This is a genomic window from Ruegeria sp. YTSA219, from assembly GCF_059609985.1.
Genome location: NZ_JBXWMT010000003.1, coordinates 175,953 through 193,828, shown reverse-complemented (window position 1 = coordinate 193,828; position 17,876 = coordinate 175,953). Strand labels below are relative to the sequence as shown.

Below are 17,876 nucleotides of genomic sequence, written 5' to 3'. Positions count from 1 at the left end.
GCCGCCGGATCAGGGAGTTTTCATTTAGATGTTTACCGTTTGCAAGCCCGTTCGCAAGTTGGCGCGTGCAGCCGCCGTCTTGGCCACCGCGACCATTCTGACGGCGTGTGACGTCAGCAGTATCGGCGGAGGCCCGTCGATCAACACTTCAAAACCTGTACCGGTTGCTTTGCTGGTTCCGGCTGGATCTGGAAATTCCGGGGACGCTGAACTGGCGCGCAGCCTTGAAAACGCAGCCCGCCTGGCGATGTCCGATCTGCAGAATGTACAGATTGATTTGCGGGTCTACGACACCCGGGGCAATTCGGGTACCGCCGCAACAGTCGCGCAGCAAGCCGTGGCAGACGGTGCAAAGATAATCATCGGTCCGGTCTACGCCCAGGCGGCAAACTCAGCTGGTCTTGCGGTACTGAACAACAAGGTCAACCTGCTGTCGTTTTCGAACAATACCAGCATCGCAGGCGGCAATGTCTTCGTGCTCGGCCCCACTTTTGAAAACACCGCCAACCGGTTGGTCAACTATGCCGGTTCGCGCGGCAAGACCGGAACGGTCATCGTGCATAGCAACGATGCCGCAGGGCGGCTTGGACAATCGGCTATCGCAACCGCGCTGAGCAACAGCCGAGTGGGTAATGCAGGCACGGTCGGCTATGACCGCTCTCAGCAAGGGGTCATCAACTCGGTGCCGACAATCAAGGCTACTGTAGCGTCCTCGGGGGCGGATTCGATCTTTCTGACTTCGACCACAGCAGGGGCGTTGCCGCTGTATTCCCAGCTTCTACCAGAAGCAGGCGTTTCCCCGGCAACCACGCAATATATGGGCCTGACCCGCTGGGACATCCCGGCCCAGACACTGGAACTGCCAGGCGTTCAGGGTGGCTGGTTCGCATTGCCGGACCCATCCAAGGCACAGGCTTATCGTCAGCGGTACAACAACACCTATGGCGAGGCACCACATCCGATCAGTGGCCTAGCCTATGATGGCATAGCCGCGATTGCTGCCTTGGTCAGCCAGGGCAAATCCGACGCTCTGACCGCATCTGCCCTAACTCAGAACGCCGGTTTTCAGGGCGTTGGCGGTATCTTCCGTCTGCGACCCAACGGTACGAATGAACGTGGTCTGGCCATTGCCACGATCCAGAACAAACAGGTGGTTGTGATTGACCCTGCCCCCCAAAGCTTCTCTGGCGCCGGATTCTGATCGGCTGGCTCTGACACTCATCCCAAGGGGTGACCTGATTTGCCAGCCCGAAGAAATCTTTGACAGCGCAGCCGTTATGGCACAGCTGTCAGAGGCCTTCGACAAGACATCTGATAACGCCGAAAGGCGCGGCGAAACCGTGCGGATTTTGCGCAACGTCCAGAAATCCGGTCGTCAGGCAATCGCCGATGCCTTTGTCCGCGATCCATTTGACGCGCGGCGGCTGACCCATTCCTATACCTACCTGACCGACGGGCTGGTCTGCACCGCGATGCAAGTGGCCAGTCGCGAGCTTCACCCGCTGGCCACGCCGACACAGGGAGAAAAAATGGCCGTGCTGGCAGTGGGCGGCTATGGGCGCGGGGAAATGGCCCCGTCCTCGGATGTCGATCTGCTGTTTCTGACCCCCTACAAAATCACTGCCTGGGCAGAGAGTGTGATCGAATCCATGTTGTATATCCTGTGGGATCTGCGGCTGAAGGTCGGGCATTCTTCGCGCACCATCAAGGATTGCCTGCGCCTGGGATCCGAGGATTTCACCATTCGCACCGCGATGTTGGAACAGCGCTATTTGGCTGGCGACGCCGATCTGGCAAATGAGTTGGAAACGCGCCTGAAAGACGATCTGTTCAAAGGCACTGAGCGCCAGTTCATCGAGGCCAAGCTGCAGGAACGCGACGCGCGCCATCTGAAACAGGGCGAGCGGTATATGGTCGAGCCCAACGTAAAAGAGGGCAAAGGCGGATTGCGCGACCTGCAATCGCTCTACTGGATTGCCAAATATATTTACGGCGTTCAGGACGTGGCCGAGTTGGTACCGCTGGGTCTGTTCACCCCCGAGGAATTCAGCACTTTTGTGGAAGCCGAGGATTTCCTGTGGGCCGTTCGCTCGCATTTGCATCTGGTGACCGGGCGCGCAACCGAACAACTGTCCTTTGACATGCAGGTCGAGGTTGCTTCCCGTATGGGATACGAAGACCGGGCCGGTCGTCGGGCGGTCGAAGTGTTTATGCAGCGCTATTTCCGCGAGGCCACGAAGGTTGGCGAGCTGACGCGCATCTTCCTGACCAAACTCGAGGCGACGCATATGAAAGGCGCGCCTCTGCTAGAGCGTATTTTCCGCCGCCGCCCCAGGATCAAAGCCGGATATAAAGTCGTCCATGGACGTCTGGATGTAGCCGACCCGAACAAGTTTCTGGCGGACAAGCTGAACCTTCTGCGCCTGTTCGAGGAAGGTCTGCGCACCGGCATGCTGATCCACCCGGACGCGATGCGGCTGGTCAGCGCCAACCTGAACCTGATTGATGACGACATGCGCGAAGACAAAGAGGCGCGGCGCATCTTTCTCGACCTGATGCTGAAACACGGCAACCCGGAACGCGCCCTGCGCCGCATGAACGAACTGGGGGTGCTGTCGGCCTTTCTGCCCGAGTTCGAACACATCGTGGCGATGATGCAGTTCAACATGTACCACAGCTATACGGTGGATGAGCACACCATTCAGTGCATCGTCAATCTGGCCCAGATTGAACGCGGAGAGTTGGGGGAATCCCTGCCGCTGGCGTCTTCAATCCTGGAGGGCGGGGTCAATCGCAAGGTTCTGTATGTTGCCCTGCTGATCCATGACATTGCTAAGGGGCGACCCGAGGATCATTCGATTTTGGGCGCACAGATGGCCCGAAAGATTGCACCTCGGCTGGGTCTGAACAAATCGGATTCAGAAACCGTGGAATGGTTGGTGCGGTATCACTTGTTGATGTCGGACATGGCGCAGAAACGCGATATTTCCGACCCGCGCACGGTGCGCGACTTTGCCAAGGCCGTGAAAACGGTCAAAAGGTTGGACCTACTGACCGTGTTGACCGTCTGCGACATTCGCGGCGTTGGACCCAACACCTGGAACAACTGGAAAGCCACCCTGCTACGCGCGCTGCATGCAGAAACCAAGCGCGCGCTTGAGACCGGGATGGAAGACCTCAACCGTGCCAATCGCGGTGCCGGTGCCAAAAAGGCGTTGCGGGCCGAGCTGGCGGAATGGACCAAAGCCGCCCTCAAAACCGAGACGGGTCGGCACTATGACCCCTATTGGCAGGGCCTGAACCTTTCGACCCATGTAGAATTTGCCGAGATGCTGAAAGAGCTGGACCGCAGCGGTGATGCTGGCGCGATGGAAATCCGTCTGCACCCGGATGAAGACCGCGATGCGACGCGGGCCTGCTTTGCCATGGGTGATCACCCCGGCATTTTTGCCCGTATCGCAGGCGCTTTGGCGCTGGTCGGGGCTAATGTGGTTGATGCGCGCAGTTACACCACCAAAGACGGCTATGTCACCGATGCGTTCTGGATTCAGGACGCCGATGGCCACCCGTTCGAGGCCAGCCGCTTGCCGCGCCTGACACAGATGATCCACAAGACCCTGAAAGGCGAGGTCGTGGCGCGGGATGCCCTTAAATCACGCGACAAGATCAAGAAACGCGAACGGGCCTTTAACGTGCCGACCCATATCATCTTCGACAATGACGGGTCCGAGATCTACACGATCATCGAGGTCGATACCCGGGACAGGCCCGGCCTGCTTTATGATCTGACACGAACGCTTGCTGCCGCCAATGTCTATATCGCCAATGCGGTGATCGCGACTTATGGCGAACAAGTGGTGGACACCTTTTACGTCAAGGATATGTTTGGGTTGAAATATCACTCGGAAAGCAAGCAGCGCGGGCTTGAGGCCAAGCTGCGCAAGGCCATCTCCGAAGGCGCCGAGCGCGCGGTCTCATGAAGCAGATCCGGCTGTTTTCAGGCCTGTTCACTGTCGGGTTCTGGACCCTGGCCAGCCGTATTCTGGGCTTTCTGCGGGAAATCCTGCTGACCGCCTACATCGGGCCCGGGCCAGTAATGGATGCATTCGTCGCCGCCTTTCGCCTGCCCAACATGTTCCGCCGCTTCTTTGCCGAAGGTGCGTTTAACGCAGCCTTTGTGCCGATGTTTTCCAAACGGCTGGAAGGCGGGGAAAACGCGCAAGGCTTTGCACAGGACGCGTTCAACCTGCTGGCCGTGGCGGTGCTGGCGCTGGTCGGGCTGGCGATGGTTTTCATGCCTGGTCTGGTCTGGCTGACGGCTGAGGGCTTTTACGGTGACGACCGCTTCGACCTTGCCGTTGATTATGGATATGTGGTCTTTCCCTACATCTTTTTCATGTCGCTTGCGGCGCTGTTCTCGGGCGTGCTGAACGCAACCGGCCGTTTCGCGGCTGCCGCCGCCGCGCCGATTTTACTGAACATCTTTGCCTGCATAGCACTGATCGCCGGCGCTATATCAGGCGGAGAGGTCATCCGTTGGCTGATCGCCGTCATCCCCATCGCTGGTGTTGCGCAGCTAGCGCTGGTCTGGGTTACAACCGAACGTGCGGGCATCCGTATCCGCCCGGGCCTGCCGAAACTCAGCCCTGAAATGCGCAACATGGTCCGCATTGCGGTTCCGGCCGCCTTGGCCATGGGGGTTACACAGGTCAATCTGGTGGTGGGCCAGCTGGTTGCTTCGAAAACCGAAAAGGCCGTCAGCTGGTTGTTTGCAGCGGATCGCTTGTACCAGTTGCCATTGGGCGTCGTGGGCATCGCCGTCGGCATCGTCCTGTTACCCGATCTATCTCGCCGCCTGCGCGCTGGGGACAAATCGGGCGCCCGCGATGCGTTTTCTCGCGCAGGTGAGTTTACGTTGCTGTTGACCATCCCGTCGACCGTTGCCTTTGTGCTCATCCCCACCCAGCTGGTCTCGGTTCTGTTCGAGCGCGGACAGTTCACCCCCGAAGACACCGCCGCCACCGCACTTGCCGTGGCGATCTATGGCATCGGCCTGCCCGCGTTCATGCTGCAGAAATTGTTGCAGCCTTTGTATTTCGCGCGTGAAGATACACGCTCGCCCTTTCACTATGCAGTGTTTGCGATGGTCGTGAACGCTGCACTGGCTTTCGGGCTGTATCCGTTGGTGGGATGGTTCGCACCTGCGATTGCCGCCTCGGTGGCCGGATGGGCCATGGTTGGACTGCTGGCCTTGGGCGCGCGAAAAATGGGGGAAGAAGCGCAGTTTGACGACCGGTTCAAGAACAGGGCATGGCGGATCATTGCGGCGTCCCTGGGGATGGGAGCTGTCCTGTATGCCGCTATTGAGCTGTTTGGCTGGGCCTTTGCCCTGGAAGGCTGGCGTTACCTGGCACTGCTCGGTTTGATCATCGTTGCTGCAGTCACGTATTTCCTACTCGGCCACCTGATTGGTGCATTCAAACTTTCCGAGTTCAGAAAGGCTCTGCGTCGATCCTGATCAGTCGCGTCGGATGCGCCCGACAATCCGCGCCCACCCCCCCGGAGCAACCAGGAACGACAGGGCAAAACCAGTGGCAAAACCGCCCAGATCAGCCACCCAGTCCAGCGTTCCGCCAAACAGCAGGCCGAACAACAACTGAATGCCCATCAAAACGGCGATCAGGCTGAAGGCGCGGGATTGGTTTGCGCCCACCAGCGACAGCTTGCGCCATAATATCCACGTAAACGCTCCGATCAGCCCATAGACCGGAGGGAACCCACCCACCAGCGGAAAGCGCGGATCCAGCAACAGTGCATAAGCCAGCGCACCACCCACGCCCGACAGCACAAAGATCACCAGCATCTGAACGCTGCCAAAAACCTCGGCCACCATTTTACCCATGGCCAGCACAAAGACGCAGACAAAGATGGCCTGTGTGAACGTACCGGATACAAACGGATAGGTGACAAAGCGGATCAGATGCTCGAACGGCCAGCGCCCGTTTTCCACCATCCAGTCGAAGATATCCGGCGAAAACGAATAGTGCTGCAAAGCGTCCAGGCGCCAGCCTACAGCAGTTGGCCCCCCAATGATCCCGCGCGTACCTAGAGTAAATGCCAGTTCAACCCCCATGATGAACACACACAAAGCCACCACCACGGGCGGCAGAGGGTTCACGGCGGGTGTATAATGCTCACTGCTCATTGGGCGGGCCTTTCGCGGCTGTTGACGTCCCTTTGCCTCATGGGTAAGCGACGGGGGCTGATTTTTCCAGACGGGAGTTCCCTTCGATGACCGATTCCAAGTTCACGCCGCGCGTGTTTTCCGGTGCACAGCCATCCGGTAACCTGCACCTTGGCAACTATTTGGGCGCATTGCGGAACTGGGTTCGGATGCAAGGGTCCGACTATCAGACAATCTACTGTATGGTCGATTTGCACGCGATCACCGTTTGGCAGGACCCCAAAGAGTTGCAGCACGCAACGCGTGAGCTGTGCGCGGGGTATATCGCATCAGGATTAGATCCCGAAAAATCGATCCTGTTTAACCAAAGCCAGGTTCCTGAGCACGCGCAACTAGCATGGATTTTTAACTGCGTTGCCCGGCTTGGCTGGATGCAGCGCATGACACAGTTCAAAGATAAGGCTGGCAAGAACGCACAGAATGCATCGTTGGGCCTATTCGCCTATCCGGCGCTTATGGCCGCAGATATCCTTGTATATCACGCGACACATGTACCCGTCGGAGATGATCAAAAGCAACACCTGGAACTAACCCGAGATATCGCAACTAAGTTCAATCATGACTATGGCGTCGATTTTTTTCCGTTGACCGAACCCGTCATCAAAGGTGCGGCAACTCGGGTCATGAGCTTGCGCGATGGGTCAAAAAAGATGTCCAAATCCGACCCCTCTGACATGACCCGGATCAACATGACCGATGATGCCGAGACGATCGCCAAGAAAATCCGAAAGGCCAAGACCGACCCGGACGCTCTGCCTTCGGAAGTCGATGGCTTGGACAACCGCCCCGAGGCCCGCAATCTGGTGAATATCTACGCCGCCCTCAGCGATCAGACGGCGGATCAGGTTCTGGCCGACGTTGGCGGCAAGCAATTTGGCGAGTTCAAACCGATGCTGGCCGATCTGGCGGTTGCCAAACTGTCTCCGATCTCGACCGAAATGGCCCGCCTGATGGGTGAAGAGGCCGAGATTGATCGCATTCTGGCCAATGGCGCAGAAAAGGCGCGGGCGATTGCAGCCCCGATCCTGCAGCAGACCTATGACATCGTCGGCATGGTTGGTGCGAAACGGGGCTGATTGGCTCTGGACGTTGCCTTAACGCCTTCCTAGGTTTGCCTCAAAGCTTGGGAGGGCGTCATGGCAGTCGGCAAGAACATCCGCACCTATTTCAACGGGCAATGGCATGATGGGGATGCACCGATCATGCGCGCTGCGGATCATGGTGCGTGGCTGGGATCATCCGTCTTTGACGGCGCGCGGTTCTTCAACGGGCTGACCCCGGATCTGGAGGCCCATTGCGCCCGCGTGAACCGCTCTGCCGAGGCGCTGATGCTGACCCCGACCGTCACCAAAGACCAGATGGTCGAGATCGTGCTGGAAGGGCTTGAAGCCTATGCGCCCGACGCGGCCGTGTATATCCGCCCGATGTATTGGGGCATCGACGGAGATGCGACAGCGATCGTACCGCAGGAAAACAGCACCGGGTTTGCTGTCTGCCTGGAAGAGATTCCGATGGCGCCTGAGACCGCCTCGGACACGCTGGGACTGACCCGATTCCGCCGTCCGGTACTGGAATCAGCAGTGGTGAATGCCAAGGCCGGGTGCCTGTATCCCAACAACGCACGGATGCTGAACGAGGTACGTGCGAACGGGTTTTCGAATGCTTTGGTGGCTGACGCATTGGGCAACGTAGCCGAAACCGCAACCGCCAATATCTTTATGGTCCGCGACGGCGAGGTCTTTACCCCCGTCCCCAACGGCACCTTCCTTGCCGGCATCACCCGTGCACGACATATCAAAAACCTGCGGGCCGACGGCGTGGCTGTGCATGAGGCGGTTCTGAGTTTCGAGGATTTCTACGGGGCCGACGAGGTATTCATGACTGGCAACATGAGCAAGATCACCCCGGTGACCGCGCTGGAGGACACCCGGTTTCAGGTCGGGCCCGTCGCCCGGCGTGCACGCGACCTGTATTGGGACTGGGCCGCCAGTGGGCGTTAGGCTCTGGTTGCCAGCACGCACCTAGTCGGGCATGATCCCCGGAAATGAATGAGGACACCCATGCGCAAGTTCCTAGTGGTTCTGGATGACAGTCGCGAATGCCTGAATGCGATGCGATTCGCGGCTATGCGCGCGGCCCATACCGGCGGCGGCGTAACAATCCTGTCGGTAATCCCACCGGACGAATTCAACCATTGGATCGGCGTTGCCACCGTCATGCGTGAAGAAGCGCGCGAGCGTATCCATGCGCATTTTGAAGTTTTCGCAAAATGGATGCGCGACAAGCAAGACGTTGATCCTGAACTGGCCATCCGCGAAGGCGAGCCCGTTGCCCAGATCATCGAGCATGTGCAATCCGATCCTGATATCGGCGTTCTGGTTCTGGGTGCAGGCACTGACAAAAAGGGACCTGGCCCATTGGTGACTCAACTGACCAAAAACTCAGGCAGCCTGCCGATCCCAATCACTATTGTTCCTGGTGATCTGAGCAAAGAAAAACTCGAAGCGATTACCTGAGGCCACACCGATGCAACGCAGCATTCAATTCTGGTTCGAATTCGCCTCGACCTATTCCTATCTCAGCGCGATGCGTATCGAAGAGGTCGCCGCACGCCAGGGCGTGTCGGTTGAATGGCAGCCTTTTCTGCTGGGGCCGATCTTTGCCGCCCAAGGGTGGGATAATTCTCCGTTCAATCTGTATCCGGCGAAAGGCCGGTACATGTGGCGCGATATGGAACGCCTGACCGCCCAGCGCGGCTTGCCATTTGTCCGGCCCGATCCTTTTCCGCAGAACGGCCTGAAAGCGGCCAGGTTAACACTGGCGATTGACGACCAGATGCAAAAAGCTGCCTTTGTGCGCGCCGTCTATTCCGCCGAATTTGCCGAAGGGCAGAACATCGCAGATGATACTGTTCTGGCCGGATGCCTGAACTCAGCCGGGCTTGCCACAGATTTGCTGTCCCAGACCCAGAATCCGGCGATCAAAGCAGCGCTTATCTCGCAGACAGAAACCGCTCAGGCCAAAGGGCTTTTTGGCGCGCCCAGCTTTCTGGTCGGGGATGAGCTGTTCTGGGGCGATGATCGGTTGGACGACGCGATAAGCTTGGCTGCATAAATTTAGAATCGTTCCAATTCTTGACTTCCAGTGCGCGGACCCGCATATCAGAGACAACAGATACGGAGCCGCGCCATGTTCATCCAGACCGAATCCACACCGAACCCTGCAACCCTGAAATTCCTGCCCGGCCAGACCGTGCTGGAAGCGGGCACTGCAGATTTCCCATCGGCTGAGGCTGCGGAAAAGTCGCCGCTGGCCAACCGCATTTTCGCTGTGAGTGGCGTGACCGGAGTCTTTTTCGGCAATGACTTCGTGACCGTGACCAAAGCGGACGACGTTCAGTGGGACCACATCAAACCCGCCATTCTGGGCGCGGTGATGGAGCATTATCAATCCGGCCAGCCGATCATGGGAGCGGATGCCAATACGGCCTCGGGCCATGCTGAACACAGCGGCGAAGACGCCGAGGTGGTCAACCAGATCAAAGACCTGCTGGACAGCCGTGTGCGCCCGGCAGTCGCGCAGGACGGGGGCGACATCACGTTTCACGGTTTTGACCGCGGCATTGTCTACCTGCATATGCAAGGGGCCTGCGCAGGCTGCCCATCCTCGACGCTGACGTTGAAGATGGGAATCGAAAACCTGCTGCGTCACTACATTCCCGAAGTGACCGAGGTTCGCCCTGTTGCCGTCTGAACCACTCATTCTGGCGTTTGACACATCGGCCGCGCATTGCGCGGCCGCTTTGTTGCGCGGTGACCGGATTGTGGCGTCTTGTGTCGAGCCCATGTCGCGGGGACAAGCCGAACGTCTGATGCCGCTGCTCGAAGAGGTGCTGTCATCAGAACAATGCTCATGGCGCGACCTGTCAGCGATCGGCGTTGGAATAGGCCCAGGCAATTTCACAGGCATCCGCATCTCGGTCTCGGCCGCGCGGGGTCTGGCCTTAGGTCTGGGGATACCGGCCATCGGTGTGTCGGGCTTTGACGCGCTTGCCACCCTGGACAGCGATGCGTTGCCCGCGATTCGCGCGCCCAGAGATCAGGTCTATGTTTCTCAGCCTGATATGGAACCGGCACTGATCCAGCTTGATCAGGCAAAATCGCTGGGCACACTGATGTTCAACGACAACCCCAAGGCTCAGGTCTGCGCTATTGCCCGCGTGGCAGCGCAAAGATGGCAGACTACGACCGAGGCACCGGCCCCCCTATACATACGCCCCGCAGACGCGGCGCCCTCCAAGGATCAACCGCCGATGTTGCTGGACGGATGACCCCGGAAGACCTGGCCGATACCCATGCGGCGGCTTTTACGCAAGCGCGCCCCTGGACCGCCACAGAGTTTGCAGAGCTGCTGCAGAATCGCTTTACCCATATCGTCGGCGACACCCAGTCCTTTGCCCTTTTTCAGGCAATCGCTGACGATGCCGAACTGCTGACGATTGCCACCCATCCCACAGTTCAGCGTCAGGGACTGGCTAGGAAGCGTATGGTCGAATGGCACGCGGCTGCCAAAAAACTGGGCGCTATCCGGGCGATTCTGGATGTTTCCATCGCCAACCAGCCCGCGATTACACTTTACAAGCATTGCGGGTATCGTGTGTGCGGCACGCGCAAGAATTACTATACGGTTGAAAATAATCAGAAAATTGATGCCATCGTCATGGAATGCAATTTAACCTGAGACAGGTCGCGAATTTTCTTGGACCAAATGGTCAAAAATCTGTTGACCGCGGCGGTTGCAAACGGCCTTAATTCCCGCCATCACAACGGTTATGCTCGCTAACAGTGGGTAAACGGGGCTATCTTGGCTCCGACCGAAAAAACAAACGGGAGTAACAAATGACCCTGATGAAATCCTTGATGGGCGCCGCAGCGGCGGTTGCACTGACAGCGGGTGCCGCACTGGCCGAACCGGCACTGATCTTTGATCTGGGCGGCAAGTTCGACAAATCGTTCAACGAAGCCGCGCATAACGGCGCCTCACGCTGGGCGGAAGAAACGGGCGGCACATACCGCGAGATCGAAATGCAGTCCGAAGCGCAACGCGAACAGGCCCTGCGCCGCTTTGCCGAAGCAGGCTCGAACCCGATCATCACCATGGGTTTCGGTATGGCTGACCCGCTCAGCGCGGTTGTTGCCGACTATCCGGACACGAAATTTGTCGTTGTCGATGTAACCTGGCTGGACGCGCCTAACCTGCGTCAGGTTGGATTCGCTGAACACGAAGGGTCTTACCTCGTTGGTATGATGGCGGCGATGGCATCCGAATCCGGGACTGTTGGCTTCATCGGCGGCATGGATGTTCCGCTGATCCGTCACTTTGGCTGCGGCTATGCTCAGGGTGCCAAGGCGGTGAACCCCGATATCAACGTGGTTGCCAACATGACCGGCACAACGCCTGCGGCATGGAACGACCCGGTTAAGGGCTCGGAACTGACAAAGGCACAAATCAGCCAGGGTGCCGACGTGGTCTATGCCGCAGCTGGCGGCACCGGTGTTGGTGTTCTGCAAACCGCTGCTGACGAAGGCATCCTGTCAATCGGTGTCGACAGCAACCAGAACCACCTGCACCCGGGCAAAGTTCTGACCTCGATGCTGAAGCGCGTGGACGTCGCTGTTTACGAGGCGATGAGCGCAGGCGAGAACGTTGAGACCGGCGTATATATCATGGGTCTGGCCGAAGACGGCGTTGGCTATGCGATCGACGACAACAACGCTCCGCTGGTTTCGGATGATATGAAAGCAGCAGTCGACAAAGCCCGTCAGGACATCATCGACGGCAATGTTTCAGTTGTCAGCTATTACGAGAACGACAGCTGCCCAGCACTGCAGTTCTGATATCGCGCGGGTCGGGGGTGATGCTCCCGGCCCGATTCCACTTTGCTGCACCGGGATGACCGGGCAGTCCTTTCGGCAACTGAGGACAAGACATGACCGTCCCCGCCATTGAGCTCAAAGGGATATCCAAATCCTTTGGGCCGGTTCAGGCCAACAAAGACATTTCCATCAGCGTCGCCCCCGGTACGATCCATGGGATCATCGGTGAAAACGGTGCGGGCAAATCCACGCTGATGAGCATTCTCTACGGCTTTTACAAAGCCGACAAAGGTGAAATCTGGATCAATGGTCAAAAGACCGAAATCCCTGACAGCCAGGCCGCGATCGCCTCGGGCATCGGGATGGTGTTTCAGCATTTCAAACTGGTCGAGAATTTTACCGTTCTGGAAAACATCGTGCTGGGCGCCGAGGATGGAAGGCTGTTGGCCCCGTCCCTGAATAAAGCCCGCAAAGAGTTGAAAGAGCTGGAAGAAGAATACGAACTGTTCGTTGACCCCGACAAGCGTATCGACGAAATCGGTGTGGGGATGCAGCAAAGGGTTGAGATTCTTAAGGCGCTGTATCGCAAGGCCGAGATCCTGATTCTGGACGAACCAACCGGCGTGCTGACCCCATCCGAGGCGGATCAGCTGTTCCGCATCCTCGACCGGCTGCGGGCCGAGGGGAAGACGATCATCGTGATCACCCACAAACTGCGCGAGATCATGGAAAACACCGACACCGTGTCGGTCATGCGCCGCGGGCAAATGACGGCCACCGTGAAAACCGCCGAGACCAGCCCCGAAGAACTGGCCGAGCTGATGGTGGGCCGCAAGGTTCTGCTGCAGGTCGACAAGGTTCCGGCACAGCCCGGTAAGCCCATCCTCGAGATTGAAAACCTGCGTGTTTTCGACAGCGCGGGCGTCGAGCGTGTCAAAGGCATCGACTTGACCGTGCGCGCTGGTGAGATCGTGGGCATCGCAGGCGTCGCCGGCAATGGCCAATCCGAACTGCTAGAGGTTCTGGGCGGGATGCGCCCGGGCCAGGGCCAGATCAAACTGAACGGCACGCCGCTTGCGCTCAGCGGGGCGGGGTCAGATGGCCAGGCGCGGCGCGCGCAGCACATTGCGCATGTGCCCGAAGACCGCCAGCGCGAAGGCCTGATCATGGATTTCCACGCCTGGGAGAACGTGGCCTTCGGCTATCACCGAGACCCGGCCTATAAGCGTGGCCTCTTCATGGATAACGCCGCCCTGCGCGCCGATACCGAAGCCAAGATCGAAAAATTCGATGTGCGCCCGCCGAACCCCTGGCTGTCGGCTAAAAGCTTTTCGGGCGGCAATCAGCAGAAGATCGTCGTCGCGCGTGAAATCGAACGTAACCCGGACCTGCTGTTGGTCGGTCAGCCGACCCGAGGCGTGGATATCGGGGCGATCGAATTCATTCACAAACAGATCGTCGATCTGCGCGACCAGGGCAAGGCGATCCTGCTGGTCTCGGTCGAGCTGGAAGAGATTTTCTCGCTGTCGGATCGAATCGCGGTCATGTTTGACGGACATATCATGGGCGAACGCCTGCCCCATGAAACTGATGAAAAAGAACTTGGCCTGTTGATGGCCGGTGTTGCGGGAGAGGCAGCGTAACATGGAAAAAATGCCCAAATGGGCCGATGTCGTTCTGATCCCGGTGATCAGTCTGCTTCTGGCTGCAATCCTGTCGGCGCTGGTGATCCTCGCCATTGGCGAAAACCCGATCGAAGCGGTGAACCTGATGGTCACCGGCGCGCTGGGATCGACCTATGGCTGGGGCTATACGCTGTATTACGCCACGAATTTCATGTTCACCGGACTCGCTGTGGCGGTCGCCTTTCACGCACGGCTGTTCAATATCGGTGGCGAAGGTCAGGCGATGCTGGGCGGGCTTGGCGTGGCCGTGGTGTGCCTTTACATCGACTGGCCGCATTGGAGCATCGCCTTGCTGGCCGCCTGTGCCGCATCGATGGTGTTTGGGGCCGCTTGGGCGGCCATTCCGGCCTATCTGCAGGCCAAACGCGGCAGCCATATCGTGATCACCACGATCATGTTCAACTTCATCGCTGCTGCCTTGCTGAACTATATGCTGGTCAACGTCATGCGCCCGCAGGGCTCGCAAGACCCGGCAACTGCACGCTTCCCCGAGGCGGTGCATCTGCCGACGTTCCAGTCGATGTTCTCGACCGCTGAAAACGTCGTATTCCGTGGCGCACCTGCCAATATCTCATTCTTTGTTGCAGTCCTGGCCTGTGTGATCGTTTGGGCGCTGATCTGGCGCACCCGGCTGGGCTATGAGATCCGCGCCTATGGGCATTCGGAAACCGGTGCCGTCTATGCCGGTATTTCTCCGGTTCGGATCACCATCATCGCCATGCTGATCTCGGGCGCGCTGGCTGGTCTGATGGCCACGAACAACGTGATGGGTGAGGCAGAGCGGCTGGTTCTGAACTCGACCGAGGGCGCTGGCTTTATCGGTATCGCCGTGGCGCTGATGGGTCGATCCCATCCGTTTGGGGTGTTTCTGGCGGCGCTGCTGTTTGGTTTCCTCTATCAAGGCGGGGCCGAGCTGGCGCTATGGACGTCTATCCCGCGCGAGCTGATCGTAGTCATTCAGGCCCTGGTGATCCTGTTCACCGGCGCGCTTGACAACATGGTCCGCATGCCGCTTGAGAAACTGTTCCTTGCCATGCGGAAGGAGGGTTAAGCGATGGATACTTTCGTTACCCTCATCCAGGTCCTCGATTCGACCGTCCGCCTGGCCACGCCGCTGTTGCTGGCATGTCTGGCCGGTCTGTATTCCGAACGCGCCGGTATTTTCGACATCGGGCTTGAGGGCAAGATGCTGATCGCGGCCTTCTTTTCTGCCGCCGTCGCCGCCGTGACCGGATCGGTCTGGCTGGGATTGCTGGCCGGGATCGCGGCCTCTCTTGTTCTGTCCGCCCTGCATGGGGTGGCCTCGATCACCTTTCGGGGCAACCAGCTGATTTCAGGCGTCGCCATCAACTTTCTGGCCTCTGGGCTGACGGTCCTGATCGCGCAAAGCTGGTTCAAACAGGGCGGGCGTACCCCCTCGCTGTTCGGCGGAGGGCGCTTTGAACCGATCACCTTCCCTTTTGCGGATGCCGTGAGTGATGTCCCATTTCTTGGGCCAATCTATTCCGAGCTGCTGTCCGGCCATTCGATCCTGGTCTATGTGTCTTTCCTTCTGGTCCCGACAACTTGGTGGGTTTTGTACCGCACCCGCTTTGGCCTGCGCCTGCGCGCGGTGGGTGAAAACCCAGCCGCGGTGGATACGGCCGGGGTTTCTGTCGTTGGGCTGCGTTTTGCGGCCGTCGCGATCTGTGGCGTGCTTTGCGGCATTGCCGGTGCCTATCTGGCCACGGCCCTGCAAGCTGGATTCGTCAAGGAAATGACTGCCGGTCGCGGGTTCATCGCGCTGGCGGCACTGATCTTTGCAAAATGGCGGCCATGGCACGCGATGTGGGCTTGCCTGCTGTTCGGACTGTTGCAAGCCGTTGCGTTGCGGTTCCAAAATATTGACCTGGGTGGCGTGGTGATTCCTGTGCAGGTCATGGATGCGCTGCCATATATCCTGACCGTCGTCATTTTGGCCGGCTTTGTCGGCAAGGCCGTTCCACCGAAAGCCGGTGGCGAACCCTATGTAAAAGAGCGGTAATAGGTCCAGTTTGAAACACACGTCAGTCCTGTTCGCTGCGTGGCGGCATGTAGAGTTGATTTTACATGCCGCAACGGCTCTAAAGGGGCATGGATGTGTTTCCAGTGACAGCTGATTTGAGAGAGTTTCTCGCCGGGGTGCCGGATGCTAGGTCTTGCGCTTGGTCTAAGGGGATACTCCCTGTCAAAACGCCTTTTGCGGATGCACAGTTTCAGACTGGTCCAAGCCGCCAGCCCTGCTTTACCCTGCCTCGCCAAGGGCGTGATTCTGCGCGTCAGATACGAACCCTTTCACAAATTCCAGAAGTCGAATGTGTCACATTGCGCGACGCAGCTGGCCCTAATTACTAGTACCTCATGCAAATTTACCTTCCTATCGCTGAAGTTTCCGTAAACGCCTTTCTGCTGCTGGGGTTGGGCGGCATGGTCGGCATCCTGTCAGGGATGTTCGGGGTCGGCGGCGGGTTTCTGATGACCCCGCTGTTGTTTTTCATTGGCATCCCACCAGCAGTTGCCGTAGCCACCGAAGCGAACCAGATTGTCGCCTCGTCATTTTCTGGTGTTCTGGCCCATTTCCGCCGAAAGACGGTCGACCTGAAGATGGGCACGGTATTGCTGGTCGGGGGACTGATCGGAGCTGCGTTCGGGGTGGTGATCTTCAACTATCTCAAAAGCCTCGGACAAGTCGATTTGCTCGTAACCCTGTGTTACGTGGTCTTTCTGGGCGTCGTCGGCAGCTTGATGTTCATCGAAAGCTTGAACGCGCTGCGTAAATCCAAAAAGGGCACCGCCGCCCCTGTTGCACGTCGTCAGCGCGGCTGGATTCACGCGATGCCGTTCAAAATGCGGTTCCGTACATCGGGCCTCTATATCTCGGTCATCCCCCCCGTCCTGGTCGGGCTTAGCGTAGGTATCCTTTCTGCGATCATGGGTGTCGGAGGCGGCTTTATCATGGTTCCTGCCATGATTTACCTGCTGGGAATGCCCACCAAAGTCGTTGTCGGCACCTCCCTATTCCAGATTATTTTCGTAACAGCGTTCACCACGATGCTGCACGCGACAACCAACTACACAGTCGACATTGTTCTGGCTGTGTTGTTGCTGGTCGGCGGCGTGATCGGGGCGCAGATCGGAACGGTGATCGGCGCACGAATGCCTGCCGAGCAGCTGCGCGTATTGCTGGCTGCACTGGTCTTGGTGGTTTGTGGCAAACTGGCGCTGGATCTGCTTCTGGAACCCTCCGAGCTCTATTCGCTCGGCGTTGCAGGGGGGCACTGATCATGCTGAGACGGTTGATCCTGCTACTCGCCCTCTGTGTCACCCCGGCCATCGCCGAGGAGGAACAGGTCGTGCTTGGCCTAAGCCAAGACCGGGTTGCCATCACGGCGAATTTCGATGGCTCGGAAATTCTTATTTTCGGTGCCGTGAAACGTGAAACGCCGATCCCTTCCGGCCCACCGCTTCAAGTAATCGTAGCCGTTGCAGGCCCCTCGAGCCCAGTGACGGTCCGGCGAAAAGAACGCAGGCTGGGTATCTGGGTCAACACCGACAGCGTCTTGGTCGACCTTGCGCCCAGTTTTTATGCGGTTGCCACCAGCGCTCCGCTTACAGAAATCCTGTCAGATACAGAAGACCTGCGGTACAGGATCTCGATTGAACGGGCCATTCGATCAGTGGGTGCCGCGATGAATATCCGGGGCGCGCAGAATTTTGCCGAGGCCGTCGTTCGCATCCGTGAGGATGAGGGCCTGTATTCTATCCGCGAAAAAACGGTTGCGGTGGACGAGCAGACATTGTTCCGAACATCAATCGACATGCCAGCCGATTTGACCGAAGGCGCCTATTTCGCGCGCATATACCTGACCCGCGGCCGAGAAGTTGTTTCCCAGTTCGAGACCACAATCGACGTGCGGAAGGTCGGGCTGGAACGGTTCCTCTACAACATGTCCCGTCAGCAGCCGGTCTGGTACGGCCTGATGTCTTTGGTCATCGCCATCGCGGCGGGTTGGGGAGCGTCCACAGCCTTCCGACTATTGCGCGAGAACTAAA

17 protein-coding genes are annotated in these 17,876 nt (G+C 58.5%); 16 read left to right on the top strand and 1 reads right to left on the bottom strand.

Annotation, left to right across the window (positions count from 1 at the left end; translation table 11 throughout):
• Positions 1-28 precede the first annotated feature (28 nt).
• From AC2FFB_RS06485 to murJ, 3 genes are read left to right on the top strand one after another with little or no spacing between them, the layout of a single operon-like run.
• Positions 29-1,201, top strand: coding sequence for a penicillin-binding protein activator (locus AC2FFB_RS06485; RefSeq protein ID WP_142635560.1), 1,173 nt, complete (start codon positions 29-31; stop codon positions 1,199-1,201).
• Complete coding sequence (locus tag AC2FFB_RS06480) at positions 1,161-3,980, top strand: [protein-PII] uridylyltransferase (RefSeq protein WP_496874674.1); 2,820 nt, start codon at positions 1,161-1,163, stop codon at positions 3,978-3,980. The genes AC2FFB_RS06485 and AC2FFB_RS06480 overlap by 41 nt, the downstream gene beginning before the upstream one ends.
• A complete protein-coding gene (gene murJ / locus AC2FFB_RS06475; RefSeq protein ID WP_496874673.1) occupies positions 3,977-5,518 on the top strand; it encodes a murein biosynthesis integral membrane protein MurJ in 1,542 nt (513 codons plus the stop codon). The genes AC2FFB_RS06480 and murJ overlap by 4 nt, the downstream gene beginning before the upstream one ends.
• Here murJ and AC2FFB_RS06470 read toward each other — a convergent pair whose 3' ends face one another.
• On the bottom strand, positions 5,519-6,205 hold the full coding sequence (locus AC2FFB_RS06470; RefSeq protein ID WP_142635554.1) for a rhomboid family intramembrane serine protease: 687 nt from the start codon (positions 6,203-6,205) through the stop codon (positions 5,519-5,521). It abuts the gene before it with no gap.
• An 86-nt stretch (positions 6,206-6,291) separates the two neighbouring features.
• Between AC2FFB_RS06470 and trpS the strand changes: the two genes are divergently transcribed.
• From trpS to AC2FFB_RS06405, 13 genes are all read left to right on the top strand, one after another.
• A complete protein-coding gene (gene trpS, locus AC2FFB_RS06465; protein WP_281995207.1) occupies positions 6,292-7,320 on the top strand; it encodes a tryptophan--tRNA ligase in 1,029 nt (342 codons plus the stop codon).
• Between the two features lie 60 nt (positions 7,321-7,380).
• Positions 7,381-8,244, top strand: a complete 864-nt coding sequence (locus tag AC2FFB_RS06460; protein WP_496693589.1) for a branched-chain amino acid aminotransferase — start codon at positions 7,381-7,383, stop codon at positions 8,242-8,244.
• A 60-nt stretch (positions 8,245-8,304) separates the two neighbouring features.
• Positions 8,305-8,760 carry a universal stress protein gene (locus AC2FFB_RS06455; RefSeq protein ID WP_142635548.1) on the top strand — a complete coding sequence of 152 codons (456 nt, stop codon included), beginning with the start codon at positions 8,305-8,307 and terminating at the stop codon, positions 8,758-8,760.
• A 10-nt stretch (positions 8,761-8,770) separates the two neighbouring features.
• A complete protein-coding gene (locus tag AC2FFB_RS06450) occupies positions 8,771-9,358 on the top strand; it encodes a 2-hydroxychromene-2-carboxylate isomerase (RefSeq protein ID WP_496688959.1) in 588 nt (195 codons plus the stop codon).
• A 75-nt stretch (positions 9,359-9,433) separates the two neighbouring features.
• Positions 9,434-9,997: a NifU family protein gene (locus AC2FFB_RS06445; protein WP_496688961.1), complete on the top strand. Its 564-nt coding sequence runs from the start codon at positions 9,434-9,436 to the stop codon at positions 9,995-9,997.
• On the top strand, positions 9,987-10,574 hold the full coding sequence (tsaB, locus tag AC2FFB_RS06440; protein WP_496693588.1) for a tRNA (adenosine(37)-N6)-threonylcarbamoyltransferase complex dimerization subunit type 1 TsaB: 588 nt from the start codon (positions 9,987-9,989) through the stop codon (positions 10,572-10,574). The genes AC2FFB_RS06445 and tsaB overlap by 11 nt, the downstream gene beginning before the upstream one ends.
• Entirely contained in the window at positions 10,571-10,984 is a 414-nt protein-coding gene (locus AC2FFB_RS06435) for a GNAT family N-acetyltransferase (RefSeq protein WP_496688963.1), read from the top strand. The genes tsaB and AC2FFB_RS06435 overlap by 4 nt, the downstream gene beginning before the upstream one ends.
• A gap of 158 nt (positions 10,985-11,142) precedes the next feature.
• On the top strand, positions 11,143-12,141 hold the full coding sequence (locus AC2FFB_RS06430; RefSeq protein ID WP_142635539.1) for a BMP family lipoprotein: 999 nt from the start codon (positions 11,143-11,145) through the stop codon (positions 12,139-12,141).
• 92 nt (positions 12,142-12,233) lie between these two features.
• Entirely contained in the window at positions 12,234-13,763 is a 1,530-nt protein-coding gene (locus AC2FFB_RS06425; protein WP_496688964.1) for an ABC transporter ATP-binding protein, read from the top strand.
• Position 13,764: 1 nt separating this feature from the next.
• On the top strand, positions 13,765-14,856 hold the full coding sequence (locus AC2FFB_RS06420) for an ABC transporter permease (RefSeq protein WP_142635535.1): 1,092 nt from the start codon (positions 13,765-13,767) through the stop codon (positions 14,854-14,856).
• 3 nt (positions 14,857-14,859) lie between these two features.
• On the top strand, positions 14,860-15,828 hold the full coding sequence (locus AC2FFB_RS06415) for an ABC transporter permease (RefSeq protein WP_142635533.1): 969 nt from the start codon (positions 14,860-14,862) through the stop codon (positions 15,826-15,828).
• 356 nt (positions 15,829-16,184) lie between these two features.
• Entirely contained in the window at positions 16,185-17,105 is a 921-nt protein-coding gene (locus tag AC2FFB_RS06410; RefSeq protein ID WP_142635531.1) for a sulfite exporter TauE/SafE family protein, read from the top strand.
• 2 nt (positions 17,106-17,107) lie between these two features.
• Positions 17,108-17,875: a TIGR02186 family protein gene (locus AC2FFB_RS06405; protein WP_496712137.1), complete on the top strand. Its 768-nt coding sequence runs from the start codon at positions 17,108-17,110 to the stop codon at positions 17,873-17,875.
• Position 17,876 lies beyond the last annotated feature (1 nt).